Genomic DNA, 16,736 nt, shown 5'->3' with positions numbered 1-16,736 from the left:
GATTCCGCTGCGATAGGCGAAAGCGCGATAGGCGAAAGCGCGATAGAGAAAGGTGGATCGTCAGTGAGGGTTCACGCTTCGGGTCGGATGAGGCCTGGCCGGACTCCGGGTGCCGAATCGGCTGAATCATCGTGAGCCGTGCAAGTCGCGTCCACCGCAAGCGCTTTCGGGGCGTGTCATCGTGGACGACGGCCTGCTGGGGGCGTTTCACGGGCTGCGGGACTTGGGCGAGGGCCCGTCACGGGGGCAGGGAGGCCGCGGAGTCAGGCGCCGACCTCTGCCCGGGCGCAATGGCATGCCATCTCTGCCTCCGCCCCCGGCCCCGGAGTCGGCAGGTCCTCCCTCCGGCGCACCTCCGCCATCCTCGCCCGCCCCGCCTCTCGGCCCACCGGACTCGCGTGCGGTCGGCCCTCATGGTGACCAGTGCATCGATCAACGCGTAGTCCGGAAGACGATGAGCACGGACATTCAGCTTCACCGGAACCGCTCAGGCCAGGTCAGTTCCCCTGCGTCCCACCGGATTCCCGCAGTACCGAGAGCCATCGGGTGCCGTGCTCGACGACGATCCGCGCCTGGCGGTGGTCGATGGTGCCCGTGTACGTGTCGACGGTTTGGCCCTCGGGGCCCGTGGCCGCACCCTGTGACGTCAGGCCACAGCCGGAGAGCGCCTCGTGCAGCCCGGACAGGGCGGTGTTGAGTTCACGCTGGGCGTCGTTGTCGGTGTATTCGGTGTAGCTGTGACGCGCCTTGGCCCCCCGGTCTCCCAGGTAGGACCTGCGGTAGATCCATTGGCCGCTCGACTTCTGCAGGACCTGTTCCACCGCCAAGCACTCTCCCACCGATCCGAGGGTCAAGCCATCGCTGCCCTCCTCGGTCGCCCGCCAGTGCCACTGCCCGTACAACGGCAGCGCCTTGGGCGCCTTCAGCCACACCATCCCGTCCTTCTGATACGTCGTGCTTCCCCCCGGGGTCGACTGAGAGGGGGCCGACTGCGAGGCGGTCGGTGCCTTCGCCGGGCGCGTCTCGTGCGTACCGCTTCCCGGCAGGACGGCCAAGGTCACCGCCCCCGCCACCGCGACAACGGCTGCGGCCACGGCGCCGGACCGCCGGCGGGCGAGCCGCCGGTCACCCCTAGCGCGCAGCTCAGCCGCGGAGGGCATGTGCAACGCGACCTCGTCCAGCAGTTCCTCGACCTCAGCCATGACTGGCCACCCCCTCGGCGATGAAAGTGGAATCGCTCTCGGCGAGCCGCTCGCCGAGGATCTTGCGGGCCCGGCTGAGCCGGGTGCGTACGGCACCGTTGGAGGCGCCGGTCTCCCGCGCGACCTGCTCCACCGGCAGGTCCAGGAGATGGTGCAGGACGACTGCCTGCCGCTGGTCGGGGGTCAGTTCGCGCATTGCGGCCACCAACGCCACACGGTCGCCGGAGAGTTCGGGCACATCCGGCTGCGGGCCATGCCGGAAGTGAGCCAGCAGCCGCCCCTTGGTCCGCCGCCAGGTGCTGATCGCGAGTCTCATCGCCACCGTGCGCACCCACGGCAGTGGATCACCCTCACGCGTGAGCTTCGCCCAGCGTTGCCATGCGCGTACGTATGCCTCCTGCACCGCGTCCTCAGCCTCAGCCAGGTCGCCGGTGATCGCATAGACCACGGCGACCATGCGTTTGGCGGTGGCGGAGTAGAAGGCGTCGAATTCCTCCGGCTGCGCCGGCATCCCCGTCCCCCGTCTGTCGAGCACGTACCCGTGCTGCCTGCCTGCTTCTGTCTTGAACACGCTCGGGGCCGGTGGGATGTTACGCGGAATCCGCACGTATCTGAGTCCGAGTTCGACTCACGGGGGCGCTGCGACCAGCTCCGCCTCGAACCCATCCTTTTGCTCCGGGTATGCGGAGTAGTGGTCAAGGCCGCCGGCCTATGGGAGGTGATCTGGGAACGGAACGGTCCAGCCGTCGATGACCGCCAGGACCTGGGTGGCATCGACCGCAAGGCCCTCTTCGTCGAGTACGTCCTCGGGGATCACCACGGCGTCGGGTCGCCGCATGCGTCCGATTGCCGGGTGCTCGATCTCGGGGCCGTTCTCGCAGATGTAGCCGGGGTGGGTGGCGGGAAGCTGGGCGTTGAGCTGGTTCCGGATGCGGCGGACTGTGCCCGCATGGCGTTTCGAGGGACTCATCATCGCGAGGAACGGTCCGGAAGGGCCGATCTCGACATTCCACGCCCCTTCAAGGCGCTCGGCGTATGCGGTGAGCTCCTCGGCGATCGCGCGCATCTTCGCGTAGTCCCTACCCGAGCGTAGCGAGCCGGCCGTGGTCAGACAGCAGTCCGCGCCCGCGCCCAATGACAAGCCACCTGGCCCCCGCCACCCCCGCCCAGCACCTCCAGATCCTGGTTCCGGCAGGCGTCCGCCACCCCCGCCCGTTCCGCCTCCCCGCTCGCCAGCACCTGACAGCGAGCATGGAACCGGCACCCGGACGGAATGCGGGACGGATCCGGCGGCTCGCCGGTCAGTACCACCGGGTCGCCCCCGGCCTCCGGCAGCACCGACAGCAGCGCCTGGGTGTACGGGTGGCGAGGAGCCGTCAGGACCTGCTCCACCTCGCCCGTCTCCACGATCCGGCCCAGGTACATCACCGCGACCCGGTCGGCGATGTTCCAGGCCAGGCCCAGGTCGTGGGTGACCACCAGGGCGGACAGGCCCAGTTCGGTGCGCAGGCGCAGCAGGAGGGCGAGGATCTCGCCGCGTACGGAGGCGTCGAGGGAGGCGACCGGCTCGTCGGCGACGATGAGTTCGGGTTCGAGGACAAGTGCGCCCGCGATGACGACGCGCTGGCGCTGGCCGCCGGACAGTTCGTGCGGGTAGCGGAGGAAGAAGCGCTCGGGCGGTCGTAGCCCCGCGTGGGCGAGGGCCTCGGCGACGGCGGCCCGTTCGTTGCCCGTACGGCCGTGGATCCGCAGGCCCTCGGCGACCGCGTCGTACACCGTGTGCCGGGGGTTGAGGGAGCCGGTCGGATCCTGCAGTACGAGCTGAACGCGTCGGCGGTACGCCTTCAGCGCCCGGGAGGAGTACTCCAGGGGCTTCCCGGCGAACGTGATCCGTCCTGCGGCCGGCCTCACCAGGCCGAGCAGCGAACGCGCCAGCGTCGTCTTGCCGCAGCCCGACTCGCCGACCAGCGCCACGATCTCTCCGGCCCGGATGTCCAGTTCGACCCCGTCGACGGCCCGGGCCGCTGGGGCGCCGTGCCGCCCGGGAAAGATCACGTGCAGGTCCTGGGCGCTGAGCAGGGGCGGTGAGGAGGCGGGCGTCGTCATGTGGTGCTCCTCGCGTCCTCGGTCGGGCCGGCCGGGGGCGGGGCCGCTGCCCCGACGTGCACACACGCAGCCCACCGCCCCTGCCCCGCGTCCCTCAGCCGCTGGTCCTCGACGGTGCACTCGTCCAGGGCGACCGGGCAGCGCGGGTGGAAGGTGCATCCGGAGGGCAGCGCGGCGGGATCGGGCGGGTCGCCGGGCAGGCCGCTCGGAGCGAACCGGGAGGCCGTGTCGCCGATGCGCGGGAAGGCCGCCGAGAGGGCCTTGGCGTACGGGTGCCGGGCGTCCTCGTAGACCTGCCGGGCGGGCCCCTCCTCGACGACCCGGCCCGCGTACATCACCGCCAGCCGGTCGCAGGTGTCGGCCAGCACCGCCAGGTCGTGGCTGATCATGATCAGGCCCACGTCCTGCTCGGCGACTAGCTGTTCGATCAGCCGCAGGATCTGTGCCTGGATCATCACGTCCAGGGCGGTGGTCGGTTCGTCGGCGATGACCAGCTGGGGGTCGCAGGCCAGCGCCATGGCGATCATGACGCGCTGGCGCTGGCCGCCGGACAGCTCGTGCGGGTACGCCGACGCGCGTGCCGCGGGCAGGCCCACCTGCTCCAGCAGCTCACCGGCCCGCTTGCGCGCAGCGGCCGCCGTCGCGCCGCGGTGCAGCAGGATCGGCTCGGCGATCTGGTCGCCGACGCGGTGCACGGGGTTGAGCGAGTGCATCGCCCCCTGGAAGACGATCGAGGCGCTCGCCCAGCGCACCGCCCGCACCTGCCCCCACCGCATGGCCAGGACGTCCTCGCCGTTCAGCAGGATCCGCCCGGACACCCGGGCCCCGGCCGGCAACAGCCTGAGCAGCGCGAGCGCCAGCGTGGACTTCCCGCACCCCGACTCGCCCGCGATGCCGAGCTTCTGCCCCGCCGCCAGCGACAGATCCACGCCCCGGACCGCGGCCGCTCCACCGGCGTACGTCACTTCGAGGTCCTGTACCTCCAGCAGCGTCAACGGGCCACCCCCAGCCTGGGGTTGAGGACGGACTCCACCGCGCGGCCGCACAGCGTGAACGTCAGCGCGACGACCGCGATCGCGATGCCCGGTGGCACCAGGTACCACCAGTCGCCGGAGCTGACCGCACCGGCCTCGCGTGCGTCCTGAAGCAGGCCGCCCCAGGAGATGACCGTGGGGTCACCGAGGCCGAGGAAGGCCAGTGTCGCCTCGGCGAGTACGGAGGAGGAGATCATCAGGGTCGTCTGGGCGAGGACCAGCGGCATCACGTTGGGCAGGACATGGCGGGTCATGACGTGCCAGTGGCCGCCGCCCAGCGCCTTCGCCCGTTCGATGTACGGCCGGGACTCCACCGCCAGCGTCTGGGCGCGCACCAGGCGGGCCGTCGTCGGCCAGGACGTGACGCCGATCGCGAGGATCACTGTGCCCAGGGAGCGGGACATCACGGTGGCCAGCGCGATGGCGAGAACCAGCGCCGGCATCACGAGGAACCAGTCGGTGATGCGCATCAGGATCGTCGCGTACGGCCCCCGGAAGTGCCCTGCGGTGATCCCGACGACCGTGCCGATCACCACCGACAGCACCGCCGCGAGCAGCCCGACCAGCAGCGAGACCCGGGAGCCCCACACCACCAGGCCCAGCAGATCGCGCCCGAACCGGTCGGTGCCCAGCGGGAATTCACCGCTCGGTGGCTGGAGGGGACTGCCCGGCGCGTCGGTGACGCCGGCCACGTCCGAGCCGACCGTCAACGGTGCCGTCAGTGCGGCCAGCGCGAACAGTGCGAGCGCCGCCAGGCCGACCAGTCCGGCGCGGTGTGTGCGGTACTGCTGCCAGAACCGCACGGCGGAGCGGCGGCGGCGCTGCCAGGCCAGTCGGCGAGGGGTCTCCTGCACCGGTGCGGTCGTCATCGGCCCACCCGGGGGTCGAGCAGCGGGTACACCAGGTCGGCCAGAGTGTTCATGACGATCACCGCCGAGGCGAAGAAGAGGAACAGGCCCTGGACGAGGGGCAGGTCAGGGACGCTCAGTGCCTGGTAGAACAGTCCGCCCAGGCCCGGCCAGGAGAAGACCGTCTCGACCAGGATGACGCCCGCGACCGTCCGGCCGAGGTTGACGAAGACCAGGGTGACCGTTGGCAGCAGCGCGTTCGGCACGGCGTGCCGGCGCCGCACGAGGTCGTCCCTGAGGCCCTTGGCGCGGGCGGTCGTCAGATAGTCGCTGCCCATCTCGTCGAGCAGTGCCGAGCGCGTGACCAGCAGCGTCTGGCCGTACTCGACCGCGACCAGGGTGAGGACGGGGAGTACGAGGTGATGGGCGACATCTAGGACGTAGGCGAAGCCCTCCTTGCCGCCCGACTCCATGCCGCCGGTCGGGAAGAGCCCGGGGACGGGGCCGAGGCCCACACCGAACACGATGATGACCAGCAGCCCGAGCCAGAAGGAGGGCACGGAGTACAGGGTCAGCGCCAGACCTGTGTTGAGCCGGTCGCCGAGCCGGCCGTGACGCCAGGCCGAGCGGGTGCCGAGGAACATGCCGAGCGCGGTGTAGAGCACGAAGGCCGTGCCGGTCAGCAGCAGTGTGTTCGGCAGCGCCTCCCCGATCTTGTCGACGACCGGGGTGCGGAACTGGTACGAGGTGCCCAGGTCGCCGGTGAGCGCCTTGCCGCAGTAGTCCGTGAACTGCCGCCACACGGGCAGGTCGAGCCCGAACTCCCTGCGGTAGGCGGCCAGTTGCTCCGCCGAGATCGGGCGGCCGCCGGTCATCGTCTTGACCGGGTCACCGGGGATCAGCCGGAACAGGAAGAACCCGGTGACCAGCACCGCGAGCAGCGAGACGGCGGCACCGCCCGCCTTGCCCGCCCCGTACCGCAGATACGCGGTGGCGGTGCGGGCCCGTGGTCCGCGGACCGCCGGACCGGCGGGGACCGGTACGGCGGCCTTGTCGACCGCGGCGGACGCCGCGTCAGGGGCGGTCGGCTGCATGGCCTACTCGCGGTCGTCGGCGGTGGCGCGGCGGCGCCGTGCGAAGAGCAGTCCGGCGCCGGCGAGGACCACGGCACCCGCGGCGACACCGACGATCACCCCGGTCGAGGAGCCCCCGGAGGAGGACCCGGAATCCGCCGGGACGGCCGACCACCAGCTCCAGTAGCCGTCCTGCCCGTAGATGTTGCCGGCGGCCTTGGGCATCGTCTCGATCGACTTGATCTGGTCGGTGCGGTAGGCCTCGACGGCGTTCGGATACGCCATGACGTTCATGTACCCCAGGTCGTACAGCCGCGACTCCATCTGCTTGACGATGTCGGCCCGTTTGGCGGAGTCGTACTCGGCGAGCTGCTTGGCGTACAGGCCGTCGTACGTCTTGTCGCAGATGAAGTTGTCGGTCGCGCCGGTGTCCTTCGGGGTCGCGGGCAGGGCGGCACAGGTGTGGATGGACAGCACGTAGTCCGGGTCGGGGTTGACGGACCAGCCGTCGAAGGCGAGGTCGTACTTGCCCGCGAGCCAGGGGTCGGTGACGTTGTCCAGGCAGTCGAGCGTCATGCCGACGCCGAGCTTGGCCCACCACTCTTTCAGGTACTGGCCCACCGCCTTGTCGTTGGGGTCGGTGGCGTGGCACAGGACCCGGTAGTTCAGCGGTTTGCCGTCCTTGCCGACCCGTTTGCCGTCGGCGTTCTTCTTGTAGCCGGCCTGGTCGAGTAGCTGGGCGGCCTTGGCGGGGTCGTAGGAGAGCTCCTGGTCGGCGGACGGTTTCCAGAAGTACGTCGAGAAGCGCGGCGGGATGTAGCCCTGGCCCTCGGCCGCGTGGCCCTGGAACACCTTGTCGATGATGGTCCTGCGGTCGACGGCCAGGAACAGTGCGTGCCGCACCCGCTGGTCGAGCAGTGACGGGTCGCCGTCACCGAACTTCTTGCCGTTCCTCGCCCGGGCGCCCGGGTTGGTGGCGAGGGCGTAGAAGCGGCGGCCGGGGGCGTCGTTGACGCGGATGTCCTGCCGGCCCTTGAGGGAGGCCGCCTGGGCCGGCGTCAGGGCCGGAGCGCCCGCGACGAAGGAGACCTCGCCCTTGCGGAGGGCGGCCACGGCCGCGTCCTGGTCCTTGTAGTACTTGAAGACCAGCTCGTCGAACTTGGGCGCCCCGCGCCAGAAGCTCTTGTTGGCCTTGAGCCGGACGTAGCTGTCCGCCTTGTAGTCGCTGAGGACGAACGGTCCGTCACCGACGACGGGGAAGGACTTGTCGTTGTTGAACTTCGAGAAGTCCTTGACGTCCTTCCAGATGTGCTCGGGCACGATCGGCACATCGAGAGCCGTCATGGTGGCCTGGGGCTTCTTCAGTTCGACGACCAGCTTGGTGGGGGTGGGGGCCGTCACCTTGCGGAAGTTGGTGACGAAGCTGCCGTTCGCGGTGGCCGCGGCCTCGTCGGTCATCAGCTTGTTGAACGTCCAGGCGGCGTCCTCGGCGGTCACCTTCTGCCCGTCCGACCACTTCGCGTCGGAGCGGATCGTGTACGTCCAGGTGAGCTTGTCGGCGGACGGCTGCCAGCTGGTGGCCAGGCCCGGGACCGGGTGCGCGTCCCCGGGGTCGTAGTCGGTCAGGTACTCGTACGTCAGCCGCAGGATGCTCGTACTGAGCAGACGCACCGCCAGGAAGGGGCTCAGGGAGTCGACGCTCTGCGCCACGGCGACGGTGAGGGTCTTGTTGCCGTCTGCGGCGGCCTCCGCGCGCTGGGGCGCCGGGTTGAGCGGAGTCGCGAGGCCCGCCGAGAACGTCAGAGCGGCGGCGCCGGCGGCCGCCACGAGCCGGGCCGTGCGCGCTCGCGGCCTTCTCGGACGTAAACACCTTGTGCCGTGCTGGTCTTGTGTGCTCATGGATCGTGACCTCGCGTCATCGCTCGCACAGGGACGGCTGGTTCGGACTTCAGGAGCGGGTTCTGCCTGGTGACGGGCCGGCTGGGTGATGAGTGTGTCTATCAGCGGCAGTCTGCGCACGTCAACGGCGCTTGAAACCATGGTGGCCTGCGAAAACGGCCGCTTGATCTTCACTTGGACCGCTATTGGTCTAGACCGGTGAAGGCGTCCTGGTAGAGCGCTGACGCCGTCGGCGGAGGGAATCAGCCACCGTGATGATGTCGTGACTCTTGCGAACGGATGGCTCCGTCCCGCAGATGGGTGCACCAAATATGCACTGTGTGCCTTTTGCTCGGATATTGGCCGGTAACGGTTGGGTATTCCCGAGGAGGCACTCCATGCCTGGAGCCACGCACGCCAAATGGGCCGCAGGCGCGGCGGCGCTCGCACTCGCCGCGACGGCCTGCGGCGGCAGCAGCGGCAGCGGCGGCGGTGGTGACAGCAGCGCGGTGCTCAGCTCCTCCTGGGGAGACCCGCAGAACCCGCTGGAGCCGGCCAACACCAACGAGGTGCAGGGCGGCAAGGTCCTCGACATGATCTTCCGGGGGCTGAAGCGGTACGACCCGAAGACCGGCGCCGCCAAGGACATGCTCGCCGAGAAGATCGACACCACGGACTCGCAGAACTTCACCGTCACCGTGAAGAGCGGCTGGAAGTTCAGCAACGGCGAGGCCGTCACCGCCAAGTCCTTCGTGGACGCCTGGAACTACGGGGCGAGCCTCAAGAACAACCAGAAGAACGCGTACTTCTTCGGGTACATCGAGGGCTACGACAAGGTGCACCCGGAGACCGGCGCACAGACCGCCGACACGCTCTCCGGCCTCAAGGTCACCGGCAACCTGACCTTCACCGTCAAGCTGACCCAGAAGTTCTCGACCTTCCCGGACACCCTCGGCTACTCGGCCTACGACCCGCTGCCCCAGGCCTTCTTCACGGACCACGCCGCGTGGATCAAGAAGCCGGTCGGCAACGGGCCGTACACCGTGCAGTCGTACACCAAGGGCTCGAAGATGTCCCTGAGGAAGTGGGACGCGTACCCCGGGACGGACAAGGCGCAGAACGGCGGTGTGGACCTCAAGGTCTACACCGACAACAACACCGCCTACACCGACCTGATGGCCGGCAACCTCGACCTGGTCGACGACGTCCCGGCCGCCCAGCTGAAGAACGTCAAGAGCGACCTCGGCGACCGGTATCTCAACACCCCCGCCGGCATCATCCAGACGCTCGCCTTCCCGTTCTACGACCCGGACTGGAACAAGAGCGGCTCGGAGAAGGTCCGCAAGGGCCTGTCCATGGCGATCAACCGCAAGCAGATCACCGACACGATCTTCCAGAAGACCCGCACCCCGGCCACCGACTGGACCTCCCCGGTCCTCGGCACGAAGGGCGGCTTCCAGGACGGGCTGTGCGGGAGCAGTTGCGAGTACAACCCCAGCGAGGCCAAGAAGCTGATTCAGGAGGGCGGCGGGCTGCCCGGCGGCCAGGTCAAGATCTCGTACAACGCGGACACGGGCTCCCACAAGGAGTGGGTGGACGCCGTCTGCAACTCCATCAACAACGCGCTCGGCAACGACAAGGCCTGCGTGGGCAACCCGATCGGCACCTTCGCGGACTTCCGCAACCAGATCGGGCAGCACAAGATGACCGGGCCGTTCCGGGCCGGCTGGCAGATGGACTACCCGCTCATCCAGAACTTCCTGCAGCCCCTCTACTACACCAACGCCTCATCGAACGACGGCAAGTGGTCCAACAAGGACTTCGACAATTTCGTCAACCAGGCCAACTCCGAGACCGACACCACCAAGGCGATCGGGCTCTTCCAGAGCGCCGAGAAGGTCGTCCGCGACAACATGGCGGCCATCCCGCTCTGGTACCAGAACGGCAGCGCAGGCTGGTCCGACCGGCTGTCCAACGTCGCACTGAACCCGTTCAGCGTCCCCGTCTACGACGAGATCAAGGTCGGCTGACCGCGCATGGGACGGTACGTGGTCCGGCGTCTGCTCCAGATGATCCCGGTGTTCATCGGGGCCACGCTGCTGATCTTCCTGATGGTGAACGTGATGGGCGACCCCATCGCGGGACTGTGCGGCGAGCGGCAGTGCGACCCGGCCACGGCCGCGCAGCTGAAGAAGGAGTTCGGCCTCGACAAGCCGGTGTGGCAGCAATACCTGACCTACATGGGGAACGTCTTCACCGGCGACTTCGGTACGGCGTTCAACGGCCAGAAGGTCACCGAACTGATGTCGACAGCGTTCCCCGTCACCATCCGGCTGACGATCGTCGCGATCCTCATCGAGATCGTCATCGGCATCACGCTGGGCGTGATCACCGGCCTGCGGCGCGGCCGGCCGGTCGACACCTCGGTCCTGCTGGCCACCCTGGTGGTCATCTCCGTCCCCACCTTCGTGACCGGTCTTCTCCTGCAGCTGCTCCTCGGCGTCGAATGGGGCTGGATCAAACCGTCGGTCTCCACCGACGCCACCTTCAGCGAACTGATCGTGCCGGGCCTGGTCCTCGCGTCCGTCTCGCTGGCCTACGTCACCCGGCTCACCCGTACCTCCATCGCGGAGAACCGGCGCTCCGACTACGTCCGCACGGCTGTCGCCAAGGGCCTGCCCCGGCAGCGGGTGATCATCCGCCACCTGCTGCGCAACTCGCTGATCCCCGTGGTCACCTTCATCGGCACGGACATCGGCGCGCTGATGGGCGGCGCGATCGTCACCGAGCGGATCTTCAACATCCACGGCGTCGGCTACCAGCTCTACCAGGGGATTCTCAGGCAGAACACCCAAACGGTCGTCGGCTTCGTGACCGTCCTCGTGCTCGTCTTCCTGGTGGCCAACCTGCTGGTCGACCTCTTGTACGCCGTACTCGACCCGAGGATCCGCTATGCCTGAGCAGTACGAGTCCGAGGGCGCCATCTCCTCCACGGGCATGGGCGGTGCGATGGACCTCGCCGTGAGCGAGGGGGAGAGCCTGGAGCGGACGCCCGGCGGGCCCGCGGGGACGGGACCTGCGGGCAAACCGCGCTCCCTGTGGTCGGACGCCTGGCGCGACCTGCGCCGCAACCCGGTCTTCATCGTCTCGGCGCTGGTGATCCTGTTCCTGCTCGTGATCTCCCTGTGGCCGTCCCTGATCGCCTCCGGCAACCCCCTCAAGTGCGACCTGGCCAAGGCCCAGGAGGGCTCCCAGCCCGGGCACCCCTTCGGCTACGACGGCCAGGGCTGCGACGTCTACACGCGCACCGTGTACGGGACCCGCATCTCCATCAGCGTCGGCGTCCTGGCCACGCTCGGCGTCGCGCTCCTCGGCTCGGTCCTTGGCGGGCTGGCCGGGTACTTCGGCGGGGCAGGGGACTCGCTGATGTCCCGGATCACCGACATCTTCTTCGCGATCCCGGTCGTGCTCGGCGGTCTCGTCCTGCTCTCCGTGGTGACCAGCAACACGATCTGGCCGGTCATCGGCTTCATCGTGCTGCTCGGCTGGACGCAGGTCTACCGCATCGCTCGCGGCTCGGTCATCACCGCCAAGCAGAACGACTACGTGCAGGCCGCCCGCGCGCTCGGCGCCTCCGACTCACGCATCCTGCTGCGGCACATCACGCCGAACGCGGTCGCCCCGGTGATCGTCGTGTCGACCATCGCGCTCGGCACCTACATCGCGTTGGAGGCGACCCTGTCATACCTCGGCGTCGGCCTGAAGCCCCCCACGGTCAGCTGGGGCATCGACATCTCGGCGGCCTCCCCGTACATCCGCAACGCCCCCCACATGCTCCTGTGGCCGGCCGGCGCGCTGGCGGTCACCGTCCTGGCGTTCATCATGCTCGGCGACGCCGTCCGCGATGCCCTCGATCCGAAGCTGAGGTGAGCCGTCGTCATGCTGCTCGAAGTGCGGGATCTGCATGTGGAGTTCCGGACCCGGGACGGGGTCGCCAAGGCCGTCAACGGGGTCGACTACGCCGTGGACGAGGGGGAGACCCTCGCCGTGCTCGGGGAGTCAGGGTCGGGGAAGTCCGTCACCGCGCAGGCGGTCATGGGCATCCTCGACATGCCGCCCGGGAGGATCACGGGCGGGGAGATCCTCTTCCAGGGCACGGACCTGCTGAAGCTGAAGGAGGACGAGCGCAGGAAGGTTCGCGGCGCCGAGATGGCCATGATCTTCCAGGACGCGCTGTCCTCCCTCAATCCCGTGCTCTCCGTGGGCGACCAGCTCGGCGAGATGTTCGTCGTGCACCGGGGGATGTCGAGGAAGGACGCGCGGGCGAAGGCCGTGGAGCTGATGGAGCGGGTGCGGATCCCGGCGGCGAAGGAGCGGGTCAGGGACTACCCGCACCAGTTCTCCGGCGGTATGCGCCAGCGCATCATGATCGCGATGGCGCTGGCCCTGGAACCCGCGCTGATCATCGCCGACGAACCGACGACGGCACTGGACGTCACCGTCCAGGCCCAGGTCATGGACCTGCTCGCCGAGTTGCAGCGCGAGTACAACATGGGGCTCATCCTGATCACCCACGACCTCGGCGTGGTCGCCGACGTCGCCGACCGGATCGCCGTGATGTACGCCGGCCGGATCGTCGAGTCGGCCCCGGTGCACGACATCTACAAGGTGCCCGCGCACCCGTACACCAAGGGCCTGCTGGAGTCGATCCCGCGGCTCGACCAGAAGGGCCAGGAGCTCTACGCCATCAAGGGCCTGCCGCCCAACCTGATGCACATCCCGCCGGGCTGCGCCTTCCACCCCCGCTGCCCGATGGCCCAGGACGTCTGCCGGACCGACGAGCCGCCCCTGTACGAGGTGAACGGTGAGGAGCCGGCCCGGCGCAGCGCCTGCCACTTCTGGAGGGAGTGCATGAATGGCTGAGTCGATTCTGCAGGTCACAGGGCTCTTCAAGCACTATCCGCTGACTCAGGGGATCCTCTTCAAGAAGCAGGTCGGCGCGGTGAAGGCCGTCGACGGCGTGGACTTCGAACTCGCCCGCGGTGAAACCCTCGGCATCGTCGGCGAGTCCGGCTGCGGCAAGTCGACGGTCGCCAAGATGCTGGTCAACCTGGAGAAGCCGACGGCGGGGGAGATCCGCTACAAGGGAGAGGACATCGCCAAGCTGTCCGGCAAGGCCCTGCGAGCCGTGCGGCGCAACATCCAGATGGTCTTCCAGGACCCCTACACCTCCCTCAACCCCCGGATGACCGTGGGCGACATCATCGGGGAGCCGTACGAGATCCACCCCGAGGTGGCACCCAAGGGCGACCGGCGGGCGAAGGTCCAGGAGCTGCTGGACGTGGTCGGGCTCAACCCCGAGTACATCAACCGCTATCCGCACCAGTTCTCCGGCGGCCAGCGCCAACGCATCGGCATCGCACGGGGGCTGGCGCTGCGCCCCGAGATCATCGTCGCCGACGAGCCGGTCTCCGCGCTGGACGTCTCCGTGCAGGCCCAGGTCATCAACCTGATGGACCGGCTGCAGAGCGAGTTCGAGCTGAGTTACGTCTTCATCGCGCACGACCTGTCGATCGTCCGGCACATCTCGGACCGGGTCGGGGTGATGTACCTCGGGCGGATCGTGGAGACCGGCAAGGACGCCGAGATCTACGACCATCCGACGCATCCCTACACACAGGCGCTGCTGTCCGCCGTCCCCGTGCCCGACCCGGTGGCGCGGGAGCACCGGGAGCGGATCATCCTGTCGGGAGACGTGCCGTCGCCGACGAACATCCCCTCGGGGTGCCGCTTCCGCACGCGGTGCTGGAAGGCGCAGGAGCGGTGCGCGCTGGAGGTGCCGCTGCTGGCGGTGCCGGCCGAGTTCCGGCATGTGAGCGGTCCGGCCGCCCATGACTCGGCCTGCCACTTCGCCGAAGAGAAGGCGGTGGTGGGGAACGGCAACGGACCGGGGTGACATGGCGCACCCCGGTCCGTTTACGGCACCCGCACGGCCGTACGCTGTTCAGACTCGCGCGTCCGTATATCGGTACGGCTTCCTCGAAGTTGCCTGCGTGTTAACGCGGTTCAGGCGGGTTTGCACGGTTATGAGAGCGAACGCTTCAGGAAGTCCAGCTGGAGCAGCAGCAGGTTCTCGGCGACCGACTCCTGCGGGGTCATGTGCGTGACGCCGGACAGCGGCAGCACCTCGTGCGGGCGTCCGGCGGCCAGCAGGGCCGAGGACAGCCGCAGCGAGTGGGCGACCACCACATTGTCGTCGGCGAAACCATGGATGATCATCATTGGACGGTGCGGCTCGGCCGCGTCCACCAGGCCCGCGTCGTCGACGAGGGAGTTGCGGCGGTAGACCTCCGGCTGCTCGTCCGGGTGGCCGAGGTAGCGCTCCTGGTAGTGGGTGTCGTACAGCCGCAGATCGGTGACCGGGGCGCCCACCACGGCCGCGTGGAAGACATCGGGGCGGCGCAGCACCGCGAGCGCCGCCAGATAGCCGCCGAAGGACCAGCCGCGGATACCGACCCGGGTCAGATCCAGCGGGAAACGGTCGGCGAGCGCCTGGAGCGCGTCCACCTGGTCCTCGACCGTGACCCCCGCGAGGTCGTCGCGGACCGCCTTCTCCCAGGCCGGGGAGCGGCCCGGAGTGCCGCGCCCGTCGGCGACCACGACCGCGAACCCCTGGTCGGCGAACCACTGCGAGGTCAGATGCGGGTTGTGCGCGGCGACCACCCGCTGGCCGTGCGGCCCGCCGTAGGGATCCATGAGGACGGGGAGCGGGGTCTCGCCGTCGTGATCGCGGGGGAGCAGCACGGCGCACGGGATGCGCCGTGCGCCCCCCTCGGTGAGGGTCACGCGCGGGGTCATACCGGGATCTTCCGCATACGAGGCGACGGTCGCCGCCTGCTTGCCATCGCGAAGTACCTGGACGCGAGCCCCCGGCCGGTCCGGTGCGGCGGACACCAGCACGGTCACGCCCCCGGCGCGCACCGCCGAGTGCACGCCGGGCTCCTGCGAGACACGCTCCAGGCCGAGCTCGTTGACGCGGTAGACATGCACTTCGCCGGTCTCGGGAGCCTCGGCCTCCTCGCCGGCGGACGCGGCGATCAGCACGTTGTCGTCCGAGACGTCCAGTACCGCGCGGACATGCAACTGCGGCCCCGTCAGCGGGCGTTCACCGACCGCCAGGACCCGTGCGCCCCCCTCGTCGACGATGCGCACGAGCCTCCCGGAGGGGCTCCAGCAGGGCACACCGGGGAAAAGATCAAGCCAAACCTGATCTTCGTCCGCGTGCACCAGCCGGGTCGCGCCCGTCTCCGGGGTCACGGCCAGGAACAACTGGCTGCGCTGGTCGCGTGCTTGTACGAGCAGCAGGGGTGCGCCCGCGTCTGACCAGTGCACATGTGCAAGGTACGGGTAGCGCGCCCGGTCCCAGACGACCTCGGTGCGCACCCCGTCCAGGCCGATCACGAACAGCCGTACGTCCGCGTTGTCGGTGCCCGCCGCCGGGTAGGCGACGTGCTGTGGATCACGTTCGGGCTGGGCCGGGTCGGAGATCCACCAGCGCCGTACCGGCGTGTCGTCCACGCGCGCGACCAGCAGTCGGTCCGACTCCGGCGACCACCAGAAACCGCGCAGGCGGTGCATCTCCTCGGCCGCGATGAACTCCGCCAGACCGTAGGTGACGTTCGCCGACTCCGGCTCGGCGAGAGCCCGTTCGTCCTTGCCCTCGGCGCCCACGACCCGCAGCGCACCCTGCGCGACGTAGGCGATGTGCCGCCCGTCGGGGGAGGGGCGCGGGTCGATCACCGGCCCGGGAGTGGGGAGTTCACGTGCCGTACCGGCCCGCAGTTCCGCCGTGAAAAGCCGCCCTGACAAGGCGAAAGACGCCAACTCCACGGCTGCGTCGGTGGCGTAGCCGACGATGCCGGCGCCGCCCTCGCGGCTGCGTTCGCGGCGCGCCCGCTCCTCGGGCGGGAGCTCCTCCGAGGCGCCGCCGAGCAGGGCGCGCGGGTCGGCCGCCACGCGCTCCCCGCCGTCACCCACATCGAGAACCCACAGGGAACTCGCCCTGTCCGTACCGGAGGTGGAGCGCAGGAACGCGACACGGGTGCCGTCGGGCGCCACGGTGAAGGCGCGCGGCGCGCCGAGGGTGAATCGCTGGGTGCGGGCGTGCCTGCGGGGGAAGGAGTCGGACGTCGTCGTCATGCCCTGACCATATTGGCCATGCGCCCCCTTGTGCGGCCGTGCGCCGATCGATGCGCGCGGTCGGATAGTTATGATCACTAGCGCATAGTGGGTATGAGCCTGCTGGTTGTTGTGTGGTTTTGTCCGGCCCCTAAGTTCGACCCCCCGCGCTCTTGGGACCTTTGGAGGTGAGCCGCCGTGGCACTCTCGATTTCGGCGGTGGTGCTGCTGGCGATCATCGTCTTCCTTCTGATCAAGAAGTCAGGACTGAAGGCGGGGCATGCGATCGTCTGCATGTTGCTCGGGTTCTACATGGCGTCCTCGACGATCGCTCCGACCATCAGTGAGCTGACGACGAACATCGCGGGGATGATCGGCAGCATCAAGTTCTGACGCCCGGGCTGCACTGCGCTGTCG

15 protein-coding genes are annotated in these 16,736 nt (G+C 69.1%); 6 read left to right on the top strand and 9 right to left on the bottom strand.

Annotated elements, in window-relative coordinates:
• Positions 1-497 precede the first annotated feature (497 nt).
• The 8 genes from ACWDAG_RS28515 to ACWDAG_RS28480 all read right to left on the bottom strand — a co-directional run bounded on the left by ACWDAG_RS28515 (position 498) and on the right by ACWDAG_RS28480 (position 8,162).
• Positions 498-1,202, bottom strand: coding sequence for a hypothetical protein (locus tag ACWDAG_RS28515; protein WP_450698404.1), 705 nt, complete (start codon positions 1,200-1,202; stop codon positions 498-500).
• Positions 1,195-1,713, bottom strand: a complete 519-nt coding sequence (locus ACWDAG_RS28510) for a SigE family RNA polymerase sigma factor (protein WP_450698403.1) — start codon at positions 1,711-1,713, stop codon at positions 1,195-1,197. Before ACWDAG_RS28510 ends, ACWDAG_RS28515 begins: the two co-directional genes overlap by 8 nt.
• A gap of 198 nt (positions 1,714-1,911) precedes the next feature.
• Positions 1,912-2,268 carry a hypothetical protein gene (locus ACWDAG_RS28505; protein WP_450698402.1) on the bottom strand — a complete coding sequence of 119 codons (357 nt, stop codon included), beginning with the start codon at positions 2,266-2,268 and terminating at the stop codon, positions 1,912-1,914.
• Positions 2,269-2,309: 41 nt separating this feature from the next.
• On the bottom strand, positions 2,310-3,308 hold the full coding sequence (locus tag ACWDAG_RS28500) for an ABC transporter ATP-binding protein (protein ID WP_450698401.1): 999 nt from the start codon (positions 3,306-3,308) through the stop codon (positions 2,310-2,312).
• Positions 3,305-4,303: an ABC transporter ATP-binding protein gene (locus ACWDAG_RS28495; RefSeq protein ID WP_450698400.1), complete on the bottom strand. Its 999-nt coding sequence runs from the start codon at positions 4,301-4,303 to the stop codon at positions 3,305-3,307. The genes ACWDAG_RS28500 and ACWDAG_RS28495 overlap by 4 nt, the downstream gene beginning before the upstream one ends.
• On the bottom strand, positions 4,300-5,211 hold the full coding sequence (locus ACWDAG_RS28490; RefSeq protein WP_450698399.1) for an ABC transporter permease: 912 nt from the start codon (positions 5,209-5,211) through the stop codon (positions 4,300-4,302). Before ACWDAG_RS28490 ends, ACWDAG_RS28495 begins: the two co-directional genes overlap by 4 nt.
• Positions 5,208-6,284 carry an ABC transporter permease gene (locus ACWDAG_RS28485; protein ID WP_450698398.1) on the bottom strand — a complete coding sequence of 359 codons (1,077 nt, stop codon included), beginning with the start codon at positions 6,282-6,284 and terminating at the stop codon, positions 5,208-5,210. The genes ACWDAG_RS28490 and ACWDAG_RS28485 overlap by 4 nt, the downstream gene beginning before the upstream one ends.
• A gap of 3 nt (positions 6,285-6,287) precedes the next feature.
• The gene (locus ACWDAG_RS28480) at positions 6,288-8,162 is read right to left on the bottom strand and encodes an ABC transporter substrate-binding protein (protein ID WP_450698397.1); all 1,875 of its coding nucleotides are present in this window, start codon (positions 8,160-8,162) and stop codon (positions 6,288-6,290) included.
• Between the two features lie 377 nt (positions 8,163-8,539).
• Between ACWDAG_RS28480 and ACWDAG_RS28475 the strand changes: the two genes are divergently transcribed.
• Genes ACWDAG_RS28475 through ACWDAG_RS28455 form a run of 5 tightly spaced genes read left to right on the top strand, consistent with a single transcriptional unit; the run spans position 8,540 to position 14,097 of the window.
• On the top strand, positions 8,540-10,171 hold the full coding sequence (locus tag ACWDAG_RS28475; RefSeq protein ID WP_450698396.1) for a peptide ABC transporter substrate-binding protein: 1,632 nt from the start codon (positions 8,540-8,542) through the stop codon (positions 10,169-10,171).
• A 6-nt stretch (positions 10,172-10,177) separates the two neighbouring features.
• On the top strand, positions 10,178-11,101 hold the full coding sequence (locus ACWDAG_RS28470; protein WP_450698395.1) for an ABC transporter permease: 924 nt from the start codon (positions 10,178-10,180) through the stop codon (positions 11,099-11,101).
• The gene (locus tag ACWDAG_RS28465) at positions 11,094-12,071 is read left to right on the top strand and encodes an ABC transporter permease (protein ID WP_450698394.1); all 978 of its coding nucleotides are present in this window, start codon (positions 11,094-11,096) and stop codon (positions 12,069-12,071) included. Before ACWDAG_RS28470 ends, ACWDAG_RS28465 begins: the two co-directional genes overlap by 8 nt.
• Before the next feature lie 9 nt (positions 12,072-12,080).
• Positions 12,081-13,064 (top strand): ABC transporter ATP-binding protein, encoded by a 984-nt coding sequence (locus ACWDAG_RS28460; protein WP_450698393.1) that lies wholly within the window; start codon positions 12,081-12,083, stop codon positions 13,062-13,064.
• The gene (locus ACWDAG_RS28455) at positions 13,057-14,097 is read left to right on the top strand and encodes an ABC transporter ATP-binding protein (RefSeq protein ID WP_450698392.1); all 1,041 of its coding nucleotides are present in this window, start codon (positions 13,057-13,059) and stop codon (positions 14,095-14,097) included. Before ACWDAG_RS28460 ends, ACWDAG_RS28455 begins: the two co-directional genes overlap by 8 nt.
• Positions 14,098-14,225: 128 nt before the next feature.
• Here ACWDAG_RS28455 and ACWDAG_RS28450 read toward each other — a convergent pair whose 3' ends face one another.
• Positions 14,226-16,340, bottom strand: coding sequence for a prolyl oligopeptidase family serine peptidase (locus tag ACWDAG_RS28450; RefSeq protein WP_450698391.1), 2,115 nt, complete (start codon positions 16,338-16,340; stop codon positions 14,226-14,228).
• A 177-nt stretch (positions 16,341-16,517) separates the two neighbouring features.
• On the opposite strand from ACWDAG_RS28450, the gene ACWDAG_RS28445 reads away from it, so the two are divergent.
• Positions 16,518-16,712 (top strand): hypothetical protein, encoded by a 195-nt coding sequence (locus ACWDAG_RS28445; RefSeq protein WP_351483477.1) that lies wholly within the window; start codon positions 16,518-16,520, stop codon positions 16,710-16,712.
• The last annotated feature ends 24 nt before the right edge of the window (positions 16,713-16,736 follow it).

This window comes from Streptomyces sp. NPDC001157, from assembly GCF_053598255.1.
This window is presented reverse-complemented; position numbering and strand designations above follow the sequence as displayed.